This window comes from Corynebacterium sp. MSK122 (genome assembly GCF_030229435.2).
GTDB classification, from domain to species: domain Bacteria; phylum Actinomycetota; class Actinomycetes; order Mycobacteriales; family Mycobacteriaceae; genus Corynebacterium; species Corynebacterium marquesiae.
This window is the reverse complement of sequence record NZ_JASPHV020000002.1, coordinates 79,401-97,403: the sequence shown is the minus strand read 5'-3', so window position 1 is coordinate 97,403 and position 18,003 is coordinate 79,401. Positions and strand designations below refer to the sequence as shown.

Annotated in this window: 18 protein-coding genes and 1 pseudogene; 12 read left to right on the top strand and 7 right to left on the bottom strand. The window is 62.5% G+C overall.

Annotated elements, in window-relative coordinates:
• The first annotated feature begins 45 nt into the window (after window positions 1-45).
• The gene (gene typA, locus QP934_RS01590) at window positions 46-1,956 is read left to right on the top strand and encodes a translational GTPase TypA (RefSeq protein WP_049377965.1); all 1,911 of its coding nucleotides are present in this window, start codon (window positions 46-48) and stop codon (window positions 1,954-1,956) included.
• A gap of 11 nt (window positions 1,957-1,967) precedes the next feature.
• On the opposite strand, the pseudogene QP934_RS01585 reads toward typA, so the two are convergent.
• Window positions 1,968-2,612: pseudogene (locus QP934_RS01585) on the bottom strand (GOLPH3/VPS74 family protein).
• Between the two features lie 107 nt (window positions 2,613-2,719).
• Here QP934_RS01585 and QP934_RS01580 point away from each other — a divergent pair.
• Genes QP934_RS01580 through QP934_RS01550 form a run of 7 tightly spaced genes read left to right on the top strand, consistent with a single transcriptional unit; the run spans window position 2,720 to window position 8,482 of the window.
• On the top strand, window positions 2,720-4,351 hold the full coding sequence (locus QP934_RS01580) for an ABC transporter family substrate-binding protein (protein ID WP_419126625.1): 1,632 nt from the start codon (window positions 2,720-2,722) through the stop codon (window positions 4,349-4,351).
• Entirely contained in the window at window positions 4,341-5,210 is an 870-nt protein-coding gene (locus tag QP934_RS01575) for a PIG-L family deacetylase (protein WP_340419825.1), read from the top strand. The genes QP934_RS01580 and QP934_RS01575 overlap by 11 nt, the downstream gene beginning before the upstream one ends.
• Complete coding sequence (locus tag QP934_RS01570) at window positions 5,210-5,587, top strand: hypothetical protein (protein WP_340419824.1); 378 nt, start codon at window positions 5,210-5,212, stop codon at window positions 5,585-5,587. Before QP934_RS01575 ends, QP934_RS01570 begins: the two co-directional genes overlap by 1 nt.
• 53 nt (window positions 5,588-5,640) lie before the next feature.
• Complete coding sequence (gene fdxA / locus QP934_RS01565) at window positions 5,641-5,964, top strand: ferredoxin (protein WP_340419823.1); 324 nt, start codon at window positions 5,641-5,643, stop codon at window positions 5,962-5,964.
• Window positions 5,965-5,967: 3 nt separating this feature from the next.
• Window positions 5,968-7,056, top strand: a complete 1,089-nt coding sequence (gene dapC, locus QP934_RS01560; RefSeq protein ID WP_337887199.1) for a succinyldiaminopimelate transaminase — start codon at window positions 5,968-5,970, stop codon at window positions 7,054-7,056.
• Window positions 7,013-7,888 (top strand): pseudouridine synthase, encoded by an 876-nt coding sequence (locus QP934_RS01555; protein WP_419126624.1) that lies wholly within the window; start codon window positions 7,013-7,015, stop codon window positions 7,886-7,888. The genes dapC and QP934_RS01555 overlap by 44 nt, the downstream gene beginning before the upstream one ends.
• Before the next feature lie 30 nt (window positions 7,889-7,918).
• Window positions 7,919-8,482: a GtrA family protein gene (locus tag QP934_RS01550; protein WP_340419821.1), complete on the top strand. Its 564-nt coding sequence runs from the start codon at window positions 7,919-7,921 to the stop codon at window positions 8,480-8,482.
• A 306-nt stretch (window positions 8,483-8,788) separates the two neighbouring features.
• On the opposite strand, the gene QP934_RS01545 is transcribed toward QP934_RS01550, so the two are convergent.
• From QP934_RS01545 to QP934_RS01520, 6 genes are all read right to left on the bottom strand, one after another.
• A complete protein-coding gene (locus QP934_RS01545; protein WP_419126623.1) occupies window positions 8,789-9,271 on the bottom strand; it encodes a transcriptional regulator in 483 nt (160 codons plus the stop codon).
• Window positions 9,264-9,473: a helix-turn-helix transcriptional regulator gene (locus QP934_RS01540; RefSeq protein WP_297553455.1), complete on the bottom strand. Its 210-nt coding sequence runs from the start codon at window positions 9,471-9,473 to the stop codon at window positions 9,264-9,266. Before QP934_RS01540 ends, QP934_RS01545 begins: the two co-directional genes overlap by 8 nt.
• Window positions 9,474-9,527: 54 nt before the next feature.
• A complete protein-coding gene (locus QP934_RS01535) occupies window positions 9,528-10,349 on the bottom strand; it encodes an endonuclease domain-containing protein (protein WP_419126622.1) in 822 nt (273 codons plus the stop codon).
• 383 nt (window positions 10,350-10,732) lie between these two features.
• Window positions 10,733-12,064: an amino acid permease gene (locus tag QP934_RS01530; RefSeq protein ID WP_419126655.1), complete on the bottom strand. Its 1,332-nt coding sequence runs from the start codon at window positions 12,062-12,064 to the stop codon at window positions 10,733-10,735.
• Window positions 12,065-12,163: 99 nt separating this feature from the next.
• Window positions 12,164-13,135 carry a 2,3,4,5-tetrahydropyridine-2,6-dicarboxylate N-succinyltransferase gene (gene dapD / locus QP934_RS01525; RefSeq protein WP_419126621.1) on the bottom strand — a complete coding sequence of 324 codons (972 nt, stop codon included), beginning with the start codon at window positions 13,133-13,135 and terminating at the stop codon, window positions 12,164-12,166.
• Window positions 13,136-13,152: 17 nt separating this feature from the next.
• A complete protein-coding gene (locus QP934_RS01520; protein ID WP_419126620.1) occupies window positions 13,153-14,511 on the bottom strand; it encodes an amino acid permease in 1,359 nt (452 codons plus the stop codon).
• 89 nt (window positions 14,512-14,600) lie between these two features.
• On the opposite strand from QP934_RS01520, the gene dapE reads away from it, so the two are divergent.
• From dapE to QP934_RS01500, 4 genes are read left to right on the top strand one after another with little or no spacing between them, the layout of a single operon-like run.
• Window positions 14,601-15,689: a succinyl-diaminopimelate desuccinylase gene (gene dapE, locus QP934_RS01515; protein ID WP_419126619.1), complete on the top strand. Its 1,089-nt coding sequence runs from the start codon at window positions 14,601-14,603 to the stop codon at window positions 15,687-15,689.
• 2 nt (window positions 15,690-15,691) lie between these two features.
• Complete coding sequence (locus QP934_RS01510; protein ID WP_198492838.1) at window positions 15,692-16,456, top strand: TIGR00730 family Rossman fold protein; 765 nt, start codon at window positions 15,692-15,694, stop codon at window positions 16,454-16,456.
• Between the two features lie 14 nt (window positions 16,457-16,470).
• Window positions 16,471-17,283, top strand: coding sequence for a dihydropteroate synthase (gene folP, locus QP934_RS01505; RefSeq protein ID WP_419126654.1), 813 nt, complete (start codon window positions 16,471-16,473; stop codon window positions 17,281-17,283).
• Entirely contained in the window at window positions 17,280-18,002 is a 723-nt protein-coding gene (locus QP934_RS01500; RefSeq protein WP_419126618.1) for a glucosyl-3-phosphoglycerate synthase, read from the top strand. The genes folP and QP934_RS01500 overlap by 4 nt, the downstream gene beginning before the upstream one ends.
• The last annotated feature ends 1 nt before the right edge of the window (window position 18,003 follow it).

Here is an 18,003-nt window from a genome sequence, read left to right as displayed (position 1 = left end):
TCGCGCGCGCAAGCGCTGTAGATCCTCCGAAGGAGAACCCCACTAGTGAGTAATACCGAGTTCCGTAATGTTGCCATCGTCGCGCACGTTGACCATGGCAAGACCACCCTGGTCAACGGCATGCTGGAGCAGTCCGGCGCCTTTGGTGACCACGGTGAACACACGGACCGCGTCATGGACTCCAATGATCAGGAGCGCGAGCGCGGCATTACCATTCTGGCCAAGAACACGGCCATCCACCGCAAGGGCCTAGGCAAGGACGGCCAGGACCTGATTATTAACGTCATCGACACCCCAGGCCACGCCGACTTCGGTGGCGAGGTCGAGCGCGGTATTTCCATGGTGGATGGCGTTGTCTTGCTCGTCGATGCCTCCGAGGGACCGCTGCCGCAGACCCGCTTCGTGCTCACCAAGGCACTGGAAGCCAAGCTGCCGGTTATCATCTGCGTGAACAAGACTGACCGCCCGGATGCCCGCATCGACGAGGTTGTCTCCGAATCCCAAGACCTCCTGCTGGAAATCGCCGCCGGCCTGGAGGATGAGGAAGCTGCAGCCGCCGCCGAGGAGCTGCTGGACCTGCCGGTTCTCTACGCTTCCGGCCGCGCCGGCGTTGCCTCCACCGAGAACCCGGGCGATGGCAACGTCCCTGAGGGCGAGGATCTGCAGCCGCTTTTCGACGTCATCTATAACGTCCTCCCAGAGCCTTCCGCTACCGTCGACGCCCCACTGCAGGCGCACGTGACCAACCTGGACGCCTCCGACTTCCTAGGCCGTATCGCGCTGCTGCGTATCTACGCCGGCCGCATTAAGAAGGGCCAGCAGGTGGCCTGGATCCACTACGACGAGGATGGCAACCAGCACACCAAGACCGTGAAGGTCGCCGAGCTGCTGCGTACCGTCGGCTTTGAGCGTCAGCCGGCCGAGGAAGCCATCGCCGGTGACATCGTGGCGATCTCCGGCATTTCTGACGTCATGATCGGTGACACCATCGCCGATCCGGAGCACCCGGAGGCTTTGCCGCGCATCACCGTAGACGAGCCGGCCATCTCCATGACCATCGGCGTGAACACCTCCCCGATGGCAGGCCAGGGCGGCGGCGATAAGCTCACCGCGCGTATGGTCAAGGCTCGCTTGGAGCAAGAGCTCATCGGTAACGTTTCCCTGCGCGTGCTGCCCACCGAGCGCCCCGACGCTTGGGAGGTCCAGGGCCGTGGCGAGATGGCGCTGTCCGTGCTTATTGAGTCCATGCGCCGCGAAGGCTTCGAGCTGACGGTTGGTAAGCCGCAGGTTGTGACCAAGGAGATCGACGGCAAGACCTACGAGCCATACGAGATCCTCACCATTGACTCCCCGTCTGAGCACCAAGGTGCTATCACCCAGCTGCTGGCCTCCCGCAAGGGCCAGATGCAGGCCATGGACGTGCGCGAGGGCGACTGGGTACGTATGGTCTTCCGCGTTCCTGCCCGCGGTCTCATCGGCTTCCGCACCCAGTTCATGACCGAGACCCGCGGTGCCGGTATCGCTAACTCCATCTCTGACGGCCTGGATGTCTGGGCCGGCGAGATCAAGTCCCGCCCGACCGGTTCCCTGGTGGCTGACCGTACCGGCCAGATCACCCAGTACGCGCTGATGCAGCTGGCTGACCGCGGCAACTTCTTCGTCGAGCCGGGCGCCGAGGCTTATGAGGGCATGGTCGTTGGTGCCAATAACCGTGATGAGGATATCGACATCAACATCACCAAGGAAAAGAAGCTGACCAATATGCGCTCCGCTACTGCGGATGCCACGGTCACCCTAGCCAAGGCACACACCCTCTCCTTGGAAGAAGCACTGGAATTCTGTGGCAACGACGAGTGCGTCGAGGTCGCCCCGGACGTCCTGCGCGTGCGCAAGGTAGAGCTTTCCGCTACCGACCGCAAGCGTGCCGCCGCCCGCGCCAAGCAGATGAATAAGTAAAAAGCCGCACCCTAGGTGGTGGTGATTGCCGCTGACGTGGCCACCATCGCCGCAACCGCTGCCGCCTCCTCAACTACGGCCTTGACCGCAGAGGAGGCGGTTTTGTCATACTCGACCTCTTTTTTGATTTCCTGAATGCGTGCCCGCATCTCCCGGCGCTTCATTCCCTCCGCATCGTTTTTCAGCAGGGTATAGGCACCGCTGATCTCGCGGAGAATATCGAGAATAACGACGTCATTGACCGTGGCTGGGCGCTGCGCCTCCAGGACTGCAACCAACCGCTCGCGCAGTTCCTTTTCCAGCTCTAGGTCCGTCATGATGTAGCGGTCGCCGCTTATCTGCCACCACTTGGCCTTTTCCACATCGAGCAGTCCATTCGCGTGGAAATCCAAAGCGATGATTTCCCGCAGGGTAAACCACGAGGCTTCCAATAGGTCCTTCATGCGGGCGGCCTTGTGCTGCTGCAGCTCCTCCCAAGCTCAAGCCAACACGGGGTGCTCCGGGCGCTGTGGAGTAGTCTCCACCCTTTTCTTCTCACCGAGCTCTACGTGCCCGCCCAGCAGCAGGTCCGCGAGTACGGTGGCGCGCAGCGCGGCCTCATTATTGGACACCCAGTCTTCCTTCTTGCCGTTGTCCTTGGTCAGTAGAAGGAACATTTCTTGGCAGATGAGCATTGGGGCCTTCTCGAAAGTAGCGGTCTATGGCCGAGTCTAGCGCCAATAATCTTCGTTTCGGCGGGGTAGAGGGACTAAAGTAGTCCGCGATGAAAAAGAATCCGGCTTCACCAAGGCGCGCGGCGTCGGCAATCGCTGCGGTACTCAGCACCGCCAGCCTTGCCTTCCTCAGCGCCTGCGCGGCCAACCCCGGCCCACCACCGGTGGTGGAGGATAATGCCTCCGCGCTGCAAGAAGATCAGACCACCACCACGGCTACCCCGGAAGAAGAGCAGCCGCAGGATGCCGACTCCGCCAAGCGCCCGACCATCTCGGTGGGCGTGGACCCTCTGCGCGCGGGATTGAACCCGCACCTAGTGGCCAATAACTCCGAGCTGGTCGACCAGATTGCAGAACTGGTGCTGCCCTCGGCGTTCCACCACGGGCAAAGGGATGCCGATATCCTCGAATCTGCCTCTGAGGTCACCGCTCCAAAGGGCGTGGCGCAACGGGTGCGCTACGTCATTGCCTCGCCCGCACAATGGTCCGATGGCACACCCATTTCCGGTGCGGACTTCAGCTACCTGTGGAAGCAGATGACCACTACCGCCGGTGTGCGCGATCCTGCCGGCTACCACGCCATATCGGCCGTCAATACCTCCGATGGCGGCCGCGTAGTCACCGTGGACTTTTCCCAGAAGGTGAAAGATTGGCACCTGCTTTTCCATAATTTGCTGCCTTCCCACCTGCTGCAAGACGATAACTTTGGCTCTGCCTTAGCCGATAAGATTCCAGCATCGGCCGGGCGCTTCCTCGTCGATAGCGTGGACCGCGGCCGCGGAGTCATTACCTTGAACCGGAACGACCGCTTCTGGGGCGCTAATCCGGCGCAGGTGGACGTCATTCAGCTGCGCGAAGTGCGCGATAGCAACCAGGCGCTCAATATGCTGCGCTCCGGGCAGATTGGTTTCGCGGACTTTACCCCGGATCAAACCTCCCAGGAGGCACTGGGCCTTTTAGGGCATGTTTCCGATAAAGCCCTGACCCGCCCGCGCCAACTGCGCCTGCACATGTCTACCGCGGATGGAGCACTAGAAGAAAGGGCAGCACGCCGCGGATTGGCCTCGCTGATTGACACGGACCAGGTCGCGCGTTTAGCCACCGGCCGCGCTTCCAACCTTGAGCCCGGGAACAACCCTATAAGTAAGGACGCGGATCTCACTGCGCTGCGCACCCGCGCTAGTAAGAAGCCGATTCGCTTTGCGGTAGACCCCACCAGCCCCACCGCCTTGGCCGCGGCCAATACGCTTTATGACGTCCTCGAAGCACACGGGATCGCTGCCGAGGTGGTGTCCGAGCGCCTTACCACGATCACCTCCAAGCTCTTGCCAGAAGGGGAGGTGGATGCCGTGGTGACTTGGGAGGATATCTCCCTGAACTCGGTGGCCGCGGCAAATATCTTCAGCTGTGCTGACAAGCAGCCGCTCGCCGGCGACCTGTCCGGAATCTGCCCGGAGAACGCGGATGAGATTCGCGAGGAGATTTTGTCCGGCGCCATGAGCCCGAAGGAAGCGCTCGCACGCATTCGCGACGTGAACTCTAAGGAGGCCCTCTACGTGCCTTTGGTGGATGAGACGCGTATCCACGCGCTCGGGGAGGGTATTGTAGGCCCCGGCCAAAGCATTGATGATTGGGACGAGGGGCTTATCACCGCGCCCCGCTGGAGGATAGATGAAGACTAAGGACTTAACCGGCTACCGCGTGGTGGCAGTGCACGCCCACCCGGATGATGAAACCCTCTTTATGGGTGGCACCCTGGCAACTCTAGCTGCACGTGGCGCTGAGGTTACCGTCATCACGCTCACTTTGGGCGAGGATGGCGAGGTCATCGGCGAGCCTTACCAGGACCTAGCCGATCATGATCAGCTCGGTGGTTTCCGCGCCCGCGAATTGGCCAATGCCCTCGATGCCCTGGGCGTCAAGGGAGTTCAATTGGGCGGTTTCGGGCATTTCCGCGACTCCGGTATGGCGGGCTCTCCCTCGCACGATAACCCCCGTGCGTTGGTCAATCGCATCGAGGAGGCGGCCGAATTTCTCAGCGACGAGCTCGAAGCCATCCAACCCCACGCCATCCTCACCTACGGGCCCGATGGTGGTTACGGCCACCCCGACCACATTGCGGTGCATAAAGCGGTGATGAAGGCGGCGTCGCCAAGCACGCGCATTTGGTACGGCATTTTTGAACGCGCCGCAAACTATGCCGGTTTGGACACCCTCGATGCGCCGGCAGGGTGGACCAAGCCCAGCCAGGAGTACCTAGACAATTTCACCAACGAGGGCGCTGATGTCACCGTCGCTCTTTCCGACGCCGCCCTTGACGCCAAGCGCAGCGCCATGCGCGCCCACGCCTCCCAAATCTGGGTGGCCGATGGCTCCACCACCCGCACCAACCCCGAGGCCGCCGTGGCCGCGCTGCATGAACCCGAGCACGTGCCCGGGGCCTATGGTCTATCCAACCTGCTGGTCATGCCGTTGCTGCGCGCCGAGTACTTCCAGCTGGGCCAGGGCGAGCCGGCCGATGACCTGCTGGGCGGCCTGTAATGCGCACGGATTATAGCCGCGGCGAGCAGGTCACCGGCCTAGTGTGGCTGGCTATCGGTGCCTTACTCTCGGTCTTCCTCGAGGTCATCTACCTCACTGCGCGCATTCCGCTGTCTAACGGCGCGAGCGTGGCCTTTCCCATCACCATCCTGCTTGCGTGGTGGTTTAACTCCGTGCTCACCCGCACCGCCCGGCTATGGAGCCTCGCACCGATGGTCGGCGCCATCCCGCTCATCGTCTGGTGCCTGGGCTTTTTTGCCTTCATGCTCCTCGTACCGATGACAGGAGACATGCTCTTGGCCAATAATATTCTCAGCCTGCTCCTGCTTTTGGCCGGGATAGGCGGGGGCGTTTGGCCATTTTTCAAGCAGAAGTGACATACTGTTAAACATCCCAAATCCGTGACATCAGGAAGTTTCAAGGAATCTCCATGACTTATACGATCGCACAGCCTTGCGTTGACGTAATGGACCGCGGCTGCGTTGAGGAATGCCCTGTTGACTGCATCTACGAGGGCAAGCGCATGCTCTACATCCACCCGGATGAGTGCGTGGACTGCGGCGCCTGCGAGCCGGCTTGCCCGGTCGAGGCCATCTTCTACGAGGATGACGTTCCCGATCAGTGGCTGGACTACAACGACGCCAACGCGGCCTTCTTCGATGACCTAGGCTCCCCGGGCGGAGCGGCGGCCCTTGGGCCACAGGACTTTGACGTCCCGATGATTGCCGCGCTTCCGCCACAGAATCAGGAGTAAGACATGGCACGCACACCGCTAGGAAAGACGCTTCCAGACTTCCCCTGGGATTCGCTGGCCGGCGCCAAGAAGAAGGCCCAGGCCCACCCGGGTGGAATCGTTGACCTCTCGGTGGGCAACCCCGTTGACCCTGTATCCCCAGGCGTGCAGCTTGCGTTGACCGCAGCCGCGCAGAACCCTGGTTACCCGCAGACCGCCGGCACCCCGGAGCTGCGCGAGGCCATCGCCGCCGCGCTCACTCGCCGCTATAACATGCAGGTTGACCGCGTCCTGCCGGTGGTCGGCACCAAGGAGGCCATCGCTTGGCTGCCCACGCTTCTGGGCATGCGCGGCGAGACCGTCGCCTTTCCCTCGGTGGCCTATCCCACCTACGAGGTGGGCGCCCTGCTCGCTGGCGCCACGCCGCTGCGCGCGGATTCCGATTTCCAGGATGCCTCCCTGGTCTTTTTGAATTCGCCGTCCAATCCCACCGGCCGCGTGCTCGGCGTGGAGGAGCTGCGCCGCATCGTGGCGTGGGCGCGGGAGACCGGCGCCATCATCGCCTCCGATGAGTGCTATATGAGCTTGGGCTGGAATGACGATAACCCGCCGGTATCCATCCTGGATCCGCGCGTGACCGATGGCGATAACACCGGGCTCATCGCCATGCATTCGCTGTCCAAGACCGCGAATATGGCCTCTTACCGCGCCGGCTTCTTCGCGGGTGATAATGACCTCATTGCCGAGCTGCTCCAGCTGCGCAAGCACGCCGGCCTCATCGTTCCAGGTCCCATCCAGGCCGCCATGGTCGCCGCGCTAAACGACGACGACACCGAAGCACTCCAGCGCAACCGCTACGCTTCCCGCCGTGCGGTGCTCATGCACGCGCTTGTCGACGCCGGCTTTACCATCGACCACTCCGATGCCGGCATGTACCTGTGGGCCACCCGGGGCGAGAATTGCCGCGAGACCATCGACTGGCTTGCCGAGCGGGGCATCCTCGCGGCCCCGGGTGACTTTTACGGCCCAGCCGGCGAGAAGCACGTGCGCATCGGCCTCAATGGCACCGATGAGCGCATCGATGCCGCCGTGGACCGCCTCGCCGGTGCCTAATTCCGGTAGGCCTCCCGCCCGCGCGGGCATTTCGCCGCGCAAAACGGTCCTGCGCGGCCGCGTGCCCGAGGAAGGGGAGTACTTCGCTGCCCGTGCCGGCGACTCTCCCTTTTCGCCCGGCACCGCGCTGCTGCCCGGCGCCGCGCTCCCGCACCCCGTGCCCGCCTGGTACCACCCTGCGGTGCCGCCGGAGCGCCCGATTCCTTTCGACTACTCCGTGGTCCACGCCGACCGCGACCTCATCGTGGCCGATAAGCCGCACTTCCTGCCCACGACCACTAACGGCCGCCTCCAGCGCGAAACGCTGCAAACCCGCCTGCGCGTAGATTTTGGCGAAGACGACATCGTACCTCTGCACCGCCTGGATCGCCTGACCGCTGGCCTCGTCATCTGCTCCCGCAATCCCGAAACCCGCGCCGCCTACCAGCGCATCTTCCTGGAGGGGAGTGCGGTGAAGAGGTATCGGGGCGTCGTCAAGCGGCCGCTTTATGTGGACCGGGAAATTGCCCTGCGTATGCGCAAGCCCCGTGGCTCGCGCCAGGTGCTCGTTGCTTCCGATGGCACGCCCACCTCTACGTATGTGCGCGCGGCCGGCCGGGAGGTGACCATGTGGCCGCGCACCGGCCATACCCACCAACTGCGAGTGCTGCTCAATTACCTCGGCCACCCGCTGCTCGGCGATGATACCTATCCCACCCCGCGCAAGCTCGACCTCTATGACTTCCGAACCCCGCTCGCCCTGCTCCACGAGGCTATAACTTTTATAGATCCTCTATCACATTCCGAGCGTCAATTTTTCAGTTCCCAGGCCTTAAGAACTACAATCGAGTAGTTATTTAATCACTGGCTAGAAAGGCGGCCCATGGCAGACCTCAGCGTGGCGCGCTTTGTGTCCAATTTTGGGCAGTTTCTCAAATTCGGCATCGTCGGCGGTTCGGGAACCCTAGTGAACTTGGTTGCTTCAGTCATCGCCAAAAAATGCGGCTGGGCGTTCTTCGAAGCGATGCCCAATGACCCGCTGGTCAACCTCTTCGGAACCCAATTTCACCTGCGCTGGTTCATGCTGTATTCCACCATCGCTTTCTTGGTCGCGAATACGTGGAACTACCAACTCAACCGCATGTGGACCTTCAAGTCAGTGTCTAAGGTGTCCTGGATTCGCGGATTCTTCCCCTTCTTGCTCGCCGGTATTGGTGCTTTTTTGGTGTCGATGGCGATTCAGCACCTGCTGATGAATCCCACCTCTTCGCTGCATCTGCCGGCCGATATTTTGGATGATTCCACCGGCCTGCGCACTATGTATTACTGGGCAAATGCGATTTCTATCATCGTGGCGATGCCTATTAACTTCGTTATTAACAAGCTGTGGACCTTCCGTTCCAAGCCTAAGGCCCCGCAGGTTGTCCACGAAACTGAACCTGCCTAGCCAGGCCCCGGGCCGGCCTCACCCGCCTCGTTCCGATCCGCCCCAACTCCCCAACACCCTTTGGCTCCATCGCCCTTGGCGCTCACCAGCGCACGGCTATGGGGCTTTTTCTTGCTTGCTAGTGAGCGCGAAGGGGGCGTCGGTAAACAAAGCTCCTGTCGCGGTCACCGGCATGCCTTCGACGACGGTGGGTGAGCCTCTCGGTGAGCGTGAAGGGGCGGTACCTCCCCACGCGCTCACTGGGGCAGAAAACGCGGGAACCCGCCGTCCTCGGTGAGCGCGAAGGGCAGGTGGAAGGGAGGGGGATTAGTCTTCGAGCTCGGCATCCAGGCGAGCCTGGTCGCGGCGGTGCTGGCGGCGACGAATGAAGGGGGTGAGGATGAGTACGGCGATGACACCGACGGCGGTGCCGAGGAGGTAAGAGGCGGGGCTGTGGCCGTCGGCAGGCGCGTAGGCGTTATAGGCAATGCCGGTGAACATGGCGATGAGCGGGATGAAGTAGACGGCCATTGCGGTCCAATTTCGGCCCACTGGTGGGGTGGCGACGCGTTGGCGCATCCACGCGGTGCCGATCGTGTTGCCCAGGATGGACGGTACGAGTGCGAGGAAACACAGCATGCTCATTCGGCCGGGGAGGACCCAGGCGAGGATTGCGGCGACGACGAGCTCGAGGAATGGGATGAGAGTGATGCTAATTGCGCTGGCTTTGTAGAGCGTATCGCGTTCGAATTCATCGCGAGTGGCGCGTTCAATTTCAGTTTGGGTGTAGTTGGCGATGGCGTTAATCATGTTGTTCGGCTCCAAAGATTTCTTCGACGGATTTACCTAGTTCGTGGCAAATGTCCAGCGCGAGGTGCACGGAAGGGGAGTAATTGCCCCGTTCGATATTGGCGATGGTCTGGCGGGAGACGCCGGCTTTTTTAGCGAGTTCGGCTTGTGATAGTTCGAGCCAGCGGCGCCATTTGCGGACCATGTTGGGGTGGTCGGCCATCTGGACTCCTTTACTGTGTGTCTTGCTTACATGTCCTAATGTAAAGAATAATTGTCAATGCGGCAAGGGTTGTACGCATAGGTGCCATGTCCAGTAGGGCTGAGTTGCTGAGTACGGAAGCTCAGGGTTGCGGCCTTTTAGCACCTCAATAGTGGCTTTTATAAGCAGGATGGCTTCGCTGAGGTGGTAGTTAATGTCGTCGGCAGTAAAGCGCAAGACCGTATACCCGTGGGCGACGGCCGCGTTTTGTTTGGAGCGGTCAGCCTGAAAGGCCACGCTGTGTTTGTGGTATTCCCAGCCATCGACCTCCACCAGGAGCCTTCCAATCCTGAGATCAAAGCGGTACCCAGCAATGAGAGCATTGTGTTCTGGGAAAATTCCTACAGTGCGCAGCTTTCTGCTTAAAGTGCGCTCCGGCGGGCTATCCGCTCCAATCGCAGCGTGCTGGATCGTCTCCTTTAGAGAATTCGGGACGCGTCGCATTCGCCGACGGTCCATTTCTAGACGGCCGGGTCCGTGCTTTCCCCGGTAGTGTTCTTCCAAAAGAGGTGTGCAGGCCCGCGAAATCCTTCGCGCGGCCCACAAGGGTTGCACCACCGGAAGGCCGTTGACCTTGTGCGTGGCTTGAAGTCGCGAGTGTGAAACGCGAAAGTTCTTTCCCTTCAAAGTGCGTGGTCCCTCCGCTTCCAGAGGAAATGTCAGCTGCCGGCCGAGGTAAATCTCCTGCGCCGTCTTTCCCGTGAAATGGATGCGGCTGAGCCCATGCGCCAGCGCCCGCGCCACCGCCCAGGGCGTCCATTCATCGGTATAAATCCCCCGATGCACGCGAAAGAGCTTCCCCTCGCGTACCTTGCGACGAATCGCATCCTTGCTCAAACCTTGCCCGCGTAGTTCCGTGGTAGTCTATTCCCCCATGGGGCTTAACCTAAGCAGTCGTGTTGGGCTGGAGCTATGCGCGTCGCAGCATCCTGTGGATAACCCGGGGTTAGGGGGCGATTTTCCGCTGCGTGGTCCGGATAGCTGTGGATAACTGCCCTTCGCGCTCACTGGCGGCCCCGGGTGGGCCTGATCTGTGCTCCCCCGTGAGCGCGGCGGGAGGGGTGTGGGCAGAGTTCGCCCTTGGCGCTCACCAGGTGATGAAAAAGAGAGACCCCGCCTTGTGCCGGTGAGCGCGAAGGGCGGGGAGTGGCCAAAGGCGGGGGTGTGCAAGGGTGGGGCGTGGCCGAGGGTGGAGGGAAGGGGCGAGGTGAGCCCCTGGGCTAGGTCAGAGGCAGCGTCGAGGTCGGGTTGATGCCGCGAACCTTGGAATTGATGACGCCGGCGAGGGCGAGCACTGCGAACATGGCGGCGGCGGAGAGGAGTTGGGTGCGGGCGGTGGCGTCGGTAAGCATGAGCACCGCGATGGCCGCAAAGAGGGCGAGGGCGAACCAAGTGAGGTAGGGGAAGGCCCACATGCGGATGGGGAGGGGATGGAGGGCCTCGAGCTGGCGGCGCAGGCGCAGCTGGCTGACGGCGATGAAGACCCAGACGATGAGCAGGGAGGCGCCGGCGGCGTTGAGCATGAAGGTAAGAAGCCAACCGGTATCGGCGTAGTTGAGCACGACCATGACGGCCGAGAGGAGGACGGACAGGCCGATGGCGGTGGTGGGAACGCCGTCCTTATTGGTGGTGGTGAAGACGCGCGGGGCCTCACCGCGGGAGGCTAGAGAGTGCATCATGCGGGAGGAGGCGTAGATCTGAGAGTTGAAGGCGGAGAGTAGCGCGAGCACGATGACGACTTCCATGATGCCGGCCGCGCCCGGGATGCCAGCACGTTCGAGAACCATGGTGAAGGGCGATTCCGCGGCCGTGGAGGCACCGCCCAGGATGGAATAGGGCAGGAGGAACGTGATGACGAGGACGGAGCCCAAGTAGAACACGGAAATGCGCAAGATGGTCGAGCGCACGGCATTGACCAGGGACTTTTCTGGGTCTTCGGATTCGGCGGAGGCGATGGCGACCACCTCGATGCCGCCGAAGGCGAAGGCTACTGCGAGCAGGCCGGCCGCGACGCCGCCGAGGCCATTGGGCATGAAGCCGTCCTCTAGGAAGACGGAGGTTCCGATGAAGGAATGGCCGGGCAGGAGGCCTAGGATGAGCAGCGCGCCGATAATGAGAAAGGCCACGATTACGATGACCTTGATGAGGGCGAACCAATACTCGAATTCGCCGAAGCTGCGCACGCGCAGCAGATTGACGATGCCGAAGAGGACCACGCAGACGGCGGCGGGGATCCACGGCGAGACGTTGAACCAAGAGCCAATGAAGCCGGCCGCGCCGGTGATTTCGGCGCCAAGGACGGCGACGGTAGCTAGCCAATAAATCCAGCCCTGGGTAAAGCCCGCCCAGCGGCCGATGCCGTGTTCGGCGTATTCGGAAAAGGAGCCGGAGGCGGGGATAACGGTGCCCATCTCGCCCAGCATTTGCATCACCAAAATGGCCAGAAAGCCAGCGATGACGTAAGCGAGGAGCACAGCGGGGCCGGCGGCGGAGATGCCAACGCCGGTGCCCAAGAAAAGTCCGGCACCGATGGTGGAGCCTAGCCCCATCATCGTCAGGTGGCGGACCTTCAGGCCAGAACCGAGAGTGGAGGAGTTATCAGTCACCCCTCCATCTTATTTTGCCCGATTGGTCTATAGGAATCGGGGGTATTAATTCTTGTGCAGCTCGTCGTTAAGCGCGACGGCCTCGGACTTCCACTCCACGGCCTCAACCGCACCGGAGACGGAGTTGCGGCGCAGCAGCATGCCGGAGGCGCCGGAGAGCTGGGAGCCCTTGACGTTCTCGCCATTGCCGACGCCGAGTGCTTCCGCGACCTTGCCAAAGACGGTTACCTTGGTGCCGGCGGTGACGTAGAGGCCGGCTTCGACCACGGCGTCGTCGCCAAGCGAAATGCCAATGCCGGAGTTGGCGCCGAGGAGGCAGCGCTCGCCGATGGAGATGACCTCCTTGCCGCCGCCGGATAGGGTGCCCATGATGGACGCGCCGCCGCCGATATCGGAGCCATCGCCCACGACGACGCCCGCGGAGATGCGGCCCTCCACCATGGAGGCGCCCAAGGTGCCGGCGTTGAAGTTGACGAAGCCCTCGTGCATGACGGTGGTGCCCTCAGCCAGGTGGGCGCCCAAGCGCACGCGGTCTGCGTCACCAATGCGGACGCCGGACGGCACAACGTAGTCCACCATGCGGGGGAACTTGTCCACGGAGTAAACAACGACCGGGCCGCGGGAGGCCAGGCGGCCGCGCACCATCTGGAAATCGGACACGGCGCACGGACCGTAGTTGGTCCAGACCACATTATTGAGGTGGCCGAAGATACCGTCCATATTCAGGCCGTGTGGCTTGACCGCGCGGTGGGACAGGAGGTGCAGGCGCAGGTAAGCATCGTAGGTATCGACGGGGGCGTCATCCAGATCCTTGATGGAGGTCTCAATGGCAACGCGGGCCACGCCACGCTCCTCGTCTGGGCCTGCCAGCGCGGAGAACTGCTGGGGGACCTCCTCCAAGCGCTTGGTTTCGGTGGTCTCTACGTTCTTATCGGTGTATACGGCCGGGAACCATACGTCCAAGACGGTGCCGTCATGGGTGATGGTTGCTAGGCCGCGTGCGGATGCAGAAGTCATGCCCGCTAGCTTAGCAACTATTTCTGCGCCCCCGCGCGCTGGCCAGTGGGAAGTACAAAGGACAAGATGACGAGCACCGCAGCCAGGATGAGAACCGAGATGACCTGGTTGCGTGCGGCCGGATCAAAGAGCATCAGCAGGGTTAGTCCGCCCAGGGCGGCGGCCGTGATCCAGGGCAGCCAGGGGAAACCGGGTACGTGGATTTCCGTTAGCTCGCCGTTCTTGCGCAGCACGGGGTGCAGCTTAATAAAGGAAGCCACGATGAATGCCCAGATGACCAGCAGGCACCCGCCGACGGCGTTGAAGAGGAATGCCAGGAGTCCCGGCGGGTTCCAGAACTGTAGCCCCACCGAAGCGAAGGCGAAGACCATGGACAAGATGACTGCGTTGATGGGGGAACCGGCGCGATTTTGTTTGAGGAAAAATCCCGGGGCGCAGTGGTCCTTGGCCATATCAAAGACCAGGCGGGAGGTGGCGTAAATCTGCGCGTTGAAGGCGGAGAGCAGGGCGAGGGCGATAATGGCCTCCATGAAGCCTGCCGCGAAGGGAATCTTGGCGGCCGCGAGCACTAGGGTGAAGGGGGAATCGGCCGCGACATCGGCGTCCTGGATGGAGCTAAACGGCAGCGCCATGGTGATCACCACGATAGAGCCGATGTAGAAAATCATGATGCGCACGATGATGGCGCGCACCGCGGTGGCGACGTTATGTGCCGGATCCTCGGACTCGGCGGCCGCGATGGTCACCAGCTCGATGCCGCCGAAGGCAAAGGCGACGGCCAGCAATCCGGCGGCGAAGCCAGGCATGCCATTGGGTAGGAAGTTATCGGTGAAATTGGTACCGGCCAAGGAGACATCCATGCCCGGCAGGATGCCCAGCGCCATGAGTGCGCCGATGACGAGGAAGGCGACGATGACTCCGACCTTGATGATGGCGAACCAGAACTCGAACTCACCAAAACCGCCCACGGCCGCGAAGTTGACCACCGCGAAGAAGGCCACGGCGATAAGTGCCGGAATCCACGGGGCAATATCGAACCAATTGGAAACGATGGCGGCCGCGCCGGTGATTTCGGCGCCCATGACCATGATCAGCATGAACCAGTAAATCCACCCCATGGTAAAGCGCGCCCAGTGACCGAAGGCCTGGCCGGCGTAGGTGGAAAATGACCCCAAAGAGGGGCGGGCGGCGGCCATTTCACCAAGCATCCACATCACTAGTGCGATGAGCGCGCCGGCTACGGCATAGGAGATGAGGACGGAGGTGCCGGAAATCTGGATGCCGAGGCCCACGCCGAGGAAGAGGCCGGCGCCTACGGCGGAGCCAAGGCCCATCATCGTGAGATGGCGGGATTTCAATTGAGTGCCTTCGGCCATTGTTATCACCTTAGGGAGGACGAATTATTTGCAGTGAAGTGAACTTTACACAATGCGGTGAGCTGCGCGGAGCGCTAGCATGGCGCTTTGTGACTTTAGATCTATATGCAGACCCCATCGAACTAACCAAGGCGCTCGTGGATATTCCGAGCCCCTCCCACCATGAGGAGGCCATCGCAGACGCCATCGAAGAAGCGCTGCGCGGATTGGACGTCGAGGTTGCCCGCTACGGCAATACCGTGTGCGCCCGGACGAACCGCGGGCTAGATTCCCGCGTAGTACTCGCCGGCCACATTGATACCGTTCCGTTGGCAGAAAATGTACCGCATCACACGGAAACCTCTGAAGACGGGGTAGAGATTATGTGGGGCTGCGGCACCGTGGATATGAAGTCTGGCATGGCCGTCTACCTCAATGCCTTTGCCCAGCTGCACGAAGCGGACGAGCTAAAGCATGACCTCACCGTCATCGCCTATGAGGGCGAAGAAGTAGCCACTGAATTTAATGGCCTGGGCCACCTGCAAAAGGACCACCCGGAGTGGCTCGAGGGCGATTTCGCGCTGCTGGGTGAGCCCTCCGGCGCCATGGTGGAGGCTGGCTGCCAGGGCTCCATCCGCCTGCGCGTTACCGCCCACGGCACCCGCGCACACTCGGCCCGCGCCTGGCTCGGCTCCAACGCAGCACACAAGCTCGCGCCCATCATGAGCCGCATCGCCGCCTATGAGTCCCGCGATGTCACCATCGATGGCTGCACCTACCGCGAGGGCCTCAACATCGTCCACCTCGAGTCCGGCGTGGCCACCAATACGCTGCCGGATGAGGCATGGATGTTTGTAAACTTCCGCTTCGCCCCGGACCGCACGAGCGACGAGGCGCTGGAGTATATGAAGTCCATCATCGGTGAGGAAGAAGACGTCACCATCGACATCGACGACATTGCCCCGGCCGCCCAGCCTGGGTTGGGCCAGCCTGCAGCCAAAGCTCTTATCGACGCCGTCGGGGGCAACGTCCGCGCCAAGTTTGGCTGGACCGACGTCGCCCGCTTCTCCGAAATGGGCACCCCGGCCGTGAACTTCGGCGCCGGTGACCCAGGGTTTGCGCATAAAAAGGACGAGCAGGTCCCCACCGCGCAGATTAGTGAAGTATCCACCGCCCTCCTGAAATACCTGAAGGGATAGACATGACTCCTGAGCAGATGCGCACTCTGCGCGGCCCGATGCTGCTGCGCACCGAAGGCGAACAGGCCTCCACCTTTGACCAGCGGCTCTTGGAGTCCGGTGCAGACCACGAGTGGCAGCATGCCGATCCGTGGCGCGTGCTGCGCATCCAAGGCGAATTCGTCGCCGGCTTCGATGCGTTATCCAAGTTGCCGAAGGCCGTCACCGTCTTCGGCTCCGCACGCACCACGCCCGAGGACGCGAGCTACCAGCTGGGCGTCGAGGTCGGCCGCAAGCTGGCCGAGCACTCCTATGCCGTCATCACCGGTGGCGGCCCCGGCATCATGGAGGCAGCCAACCGTGGCGCCCACGAAGCCGGCGGGCTGTCCGTGGGCTTGGGCATCGAGCTTCCCCATGAGCAGGGGCTTAACGAGTATGTGGATCTGGGCCTGAATTTCCGCTACTTCTTTGCCCGCAAGACGATGTTCTTGAAGTACTCGCAGGCCTTCATTTGCTTGCCTGGCGGCATGGGCACGATGGATGAGTTCTTCGAGGTCATGTGCATGGTGCAGACCGGCAAGGTGACCAATTACCCCATCGTGCTCATGGGCACCGAGTACTGGTCCGGCCTGCTGGAATGGATGGACAACACGCTCGCGGCCAGCGGGTATATCAACGAGGGCGACCGGGAGCTTTTCCTGCTTACCGACGACCCCGATGAGGCCCTCTCCCACATCATCCAGCGCCACCAAGTCATGAGCGATAAGCGCATCAGGGAGCCGCGTTGAGCCTCGCGCGTGTGATGGCGATTGTCAATCGCACCCCGGATTCCTTCTACGACAAGGGCGCAACCTTTGACCTTGACCCGGCGCTGCGCCGCTGCGATGAGGTGATTGCGGCCGGTGCTTCGATCGTCGATATTGGTGGCGTGAAGGCTGGTCCGGGCAAGGCTGTGGACGCGGCGGAGGAAATCGACCGCGTGGTGCCGATCATCGAGAAGGTGCACCAGCGCCACCCGGATGTGCTCATCTCCGTCGATACCTGGCGCAGCGAGGTGGCAGAGGCCGCCATCGCAGCCGGCGCCGGCCTAGTCAATGACACGTGGGCCGGCTGGGACCCCGGGCTCATCGAGGTCGCCGGCCACCACCGTGTAGGCTACGTCTGTTCGCACACCGGCGGCATCACCCCGCGCACCAGGCCGCATCGCGTCCACTTCGACGACGTGGTGGCCGATGTCATCGCGGAAACCACCCAACTGGCCGAGCGCGCCGCCACTCTCGGCTGCCCGGAGGAACTGACCTTCATCGATCCGACGCATGACTTTGGCAAGAACACCTTCCACGGGCTCGAGCTCCTGCGGCGTATCGACGAGGTTGTGGCCACCGGTTGGCCGGTGCTCATGGCGCTATCCAATAAGGACTTCGTGGGCGAGACGCTCGACCGCGGGGTAGGCGAGCGCGTGGCCGGCACCCTGGCCGCCACCGCGTGGTCTGCCGCCCGCGGTGTGGCCGCCTTTCGCGTGCACGAGGTGGCCGAGACCGCCGATGTCATCCGCATGACCGCCGCCATCCAAGGCGAGGTAGCCCCGCTAGCAACCACGCGAGGCCTTGCATGAGCGTCTCCGTGATCATTCCAGCGCTCAACGAGGAGGGCACCGTCGCAGACGTCGTGCGCGCCTGCCTCGCCGATGAACCTCTCGAGGTGCTCGTCATCGACGCCGATTCCACCGACGCCACCGCCTCCCACGCTGCCGCCGCCGGAGCGGATGTGCGCAATTGGCGCGATATCCTCCCAGAGAAACCGCGACCCGGTAAGGGCGAATCCCTCTGGCGCGGGGTTGCCGCGGCGAAGGGAGATATCGTCGTCTTTGTCGACGCCGACCTCGAATCCGCCGCGCCCGGCATGGTCTCGGCCTTGGCCGCGCCCTTCGCCGACCCCGCGGTGGAGATGGTCAAAGCCCGCTACCGCCGCAGCCTCAATGGCCAGCCCACCGGCGGCGGCCGCGTGACTGAACTGACTGCCAAGCCGCTCATCAAGCAGTTCTTTCCCGAGCTGGCCCACATCGATCAGCCCCTCGGAGGCGAATACGCCCTGCGCCGCGCCACCGCCCTAGAACTGCCCTTCGTGGAGGGGTATGGGGTGGAAGCGGGGCTAATGGTGGACGTCGGCAAGCGGGGCATAGTCGCACAGGTAGACCTGGGCACGCGGGTGCACCGTAACCGGCCGCTGCACGAGCTGGCGCCGATGGCCGAGGTAGTCGCGCGCACGCTGCTCGCCCGCGCCGGGGTCCTCGCGCCCGTTGCTCAACGCCCGCCGCTAAAAGGTATGGTTTAAG

Coding starts and splice junctions, on each gene's coding strand:
- QP934_RS01580 (WP_419126625.1), top strand. CDS start 2,720: ATGAAAAAGAATCCGGCTTCACCAAGGCGCGCGGCGTCGGCAATCGCT.
- QP934_RS01575 (WP_340419825.1), top strand. CDS start 4,341: ATGAAGACTAAGGACTTAACCGGCTACCGCGTGGTGGCAGTGCACGCC.
- QP934_RS01570 (WP_340419824.1), top strand. CDS start 5,210: ATGCGCACGGATTATAGCCGCGGCGAGCAGGTCACCGGCCTAGTGTGG.
- fdxA (WP_340419823.1), top strand. CDS start 5,641: ATGACTTATACGATCGCACAGCCTTGCGTTGACGTAATGGACCGCGGC.
- dapC (WP_337887199.1), top strand. CDS start 5,968: ATGGCACGCACACCGCTAGGAAAGACGCTTCCAGACTTCCCCTGGGAT.
- QP934_RS01555 (WP_419126624.1), top strand. CDS start 7,013: ATGAGCGCATCGATGCCGCCGTGGACCGCCTCGCCGGTGCCTAATTCC.
- QP934_RS01550 (WP_340419821.1), top strand. CDS start 7,919: ATGGCAGACCTCAGCGTGGCGCGCTTTGTGTCCAATTTTGGGCAGTTT.
- QP934_RS01545 (WP_419126623.1), bottom strand. CDS start 9,271: ATGATTAACGCCATCGCCAACTACACCCAAACTGAAATTGAACGCGCC.
- QP934_RS01540 (WP_297553455.1), bottom strand. CDS start 9,473: ATGGCCGACCACCCCAACATGGTCCGCAAATGGCGCCGCTGGCTCGAA.
- QP934_RS01530 (WP_419126655.1), bottom strand. CDS start 12,064: ATGATGGGGCTAGGCTCCACCATCGGTGCCGGACTTTTCTTGGGCACC.
- dapD (WP_419126621.1), bottom strand. CDS start 13,135: ATGACTTCTGCATCCGCACGCGGCCTAGCAACCATCACCCATGACGGC.
- QP934_RS01520 (WP_419126620.1), bottom strand. CDS start 14,511: ATGGCCGAAGGCACTCAATTGAAATCCCGCCATCTCACGATGATGGGC.
- QP934_RS01510 (WP_198492838.1), top strand. CDS start 15,692: ATGACTCCTGAGCAGATGCGCACTCTGCGCGGCCCGATGCTGCTGCGC.
- folP (WP_419126654.1), top strand. CDS start 16,471: ATGGCGATTGTCAATCGCACCCCGGATTCCTTCTACGACAAGGGCGCA.
- QP934_RS01500 (WP_419126618.1), top strand. CDS start 17,280: ATGAGCGTCTCCGTGATCATTCCAGCGCTCAACGAGGAGGGCACCGTC.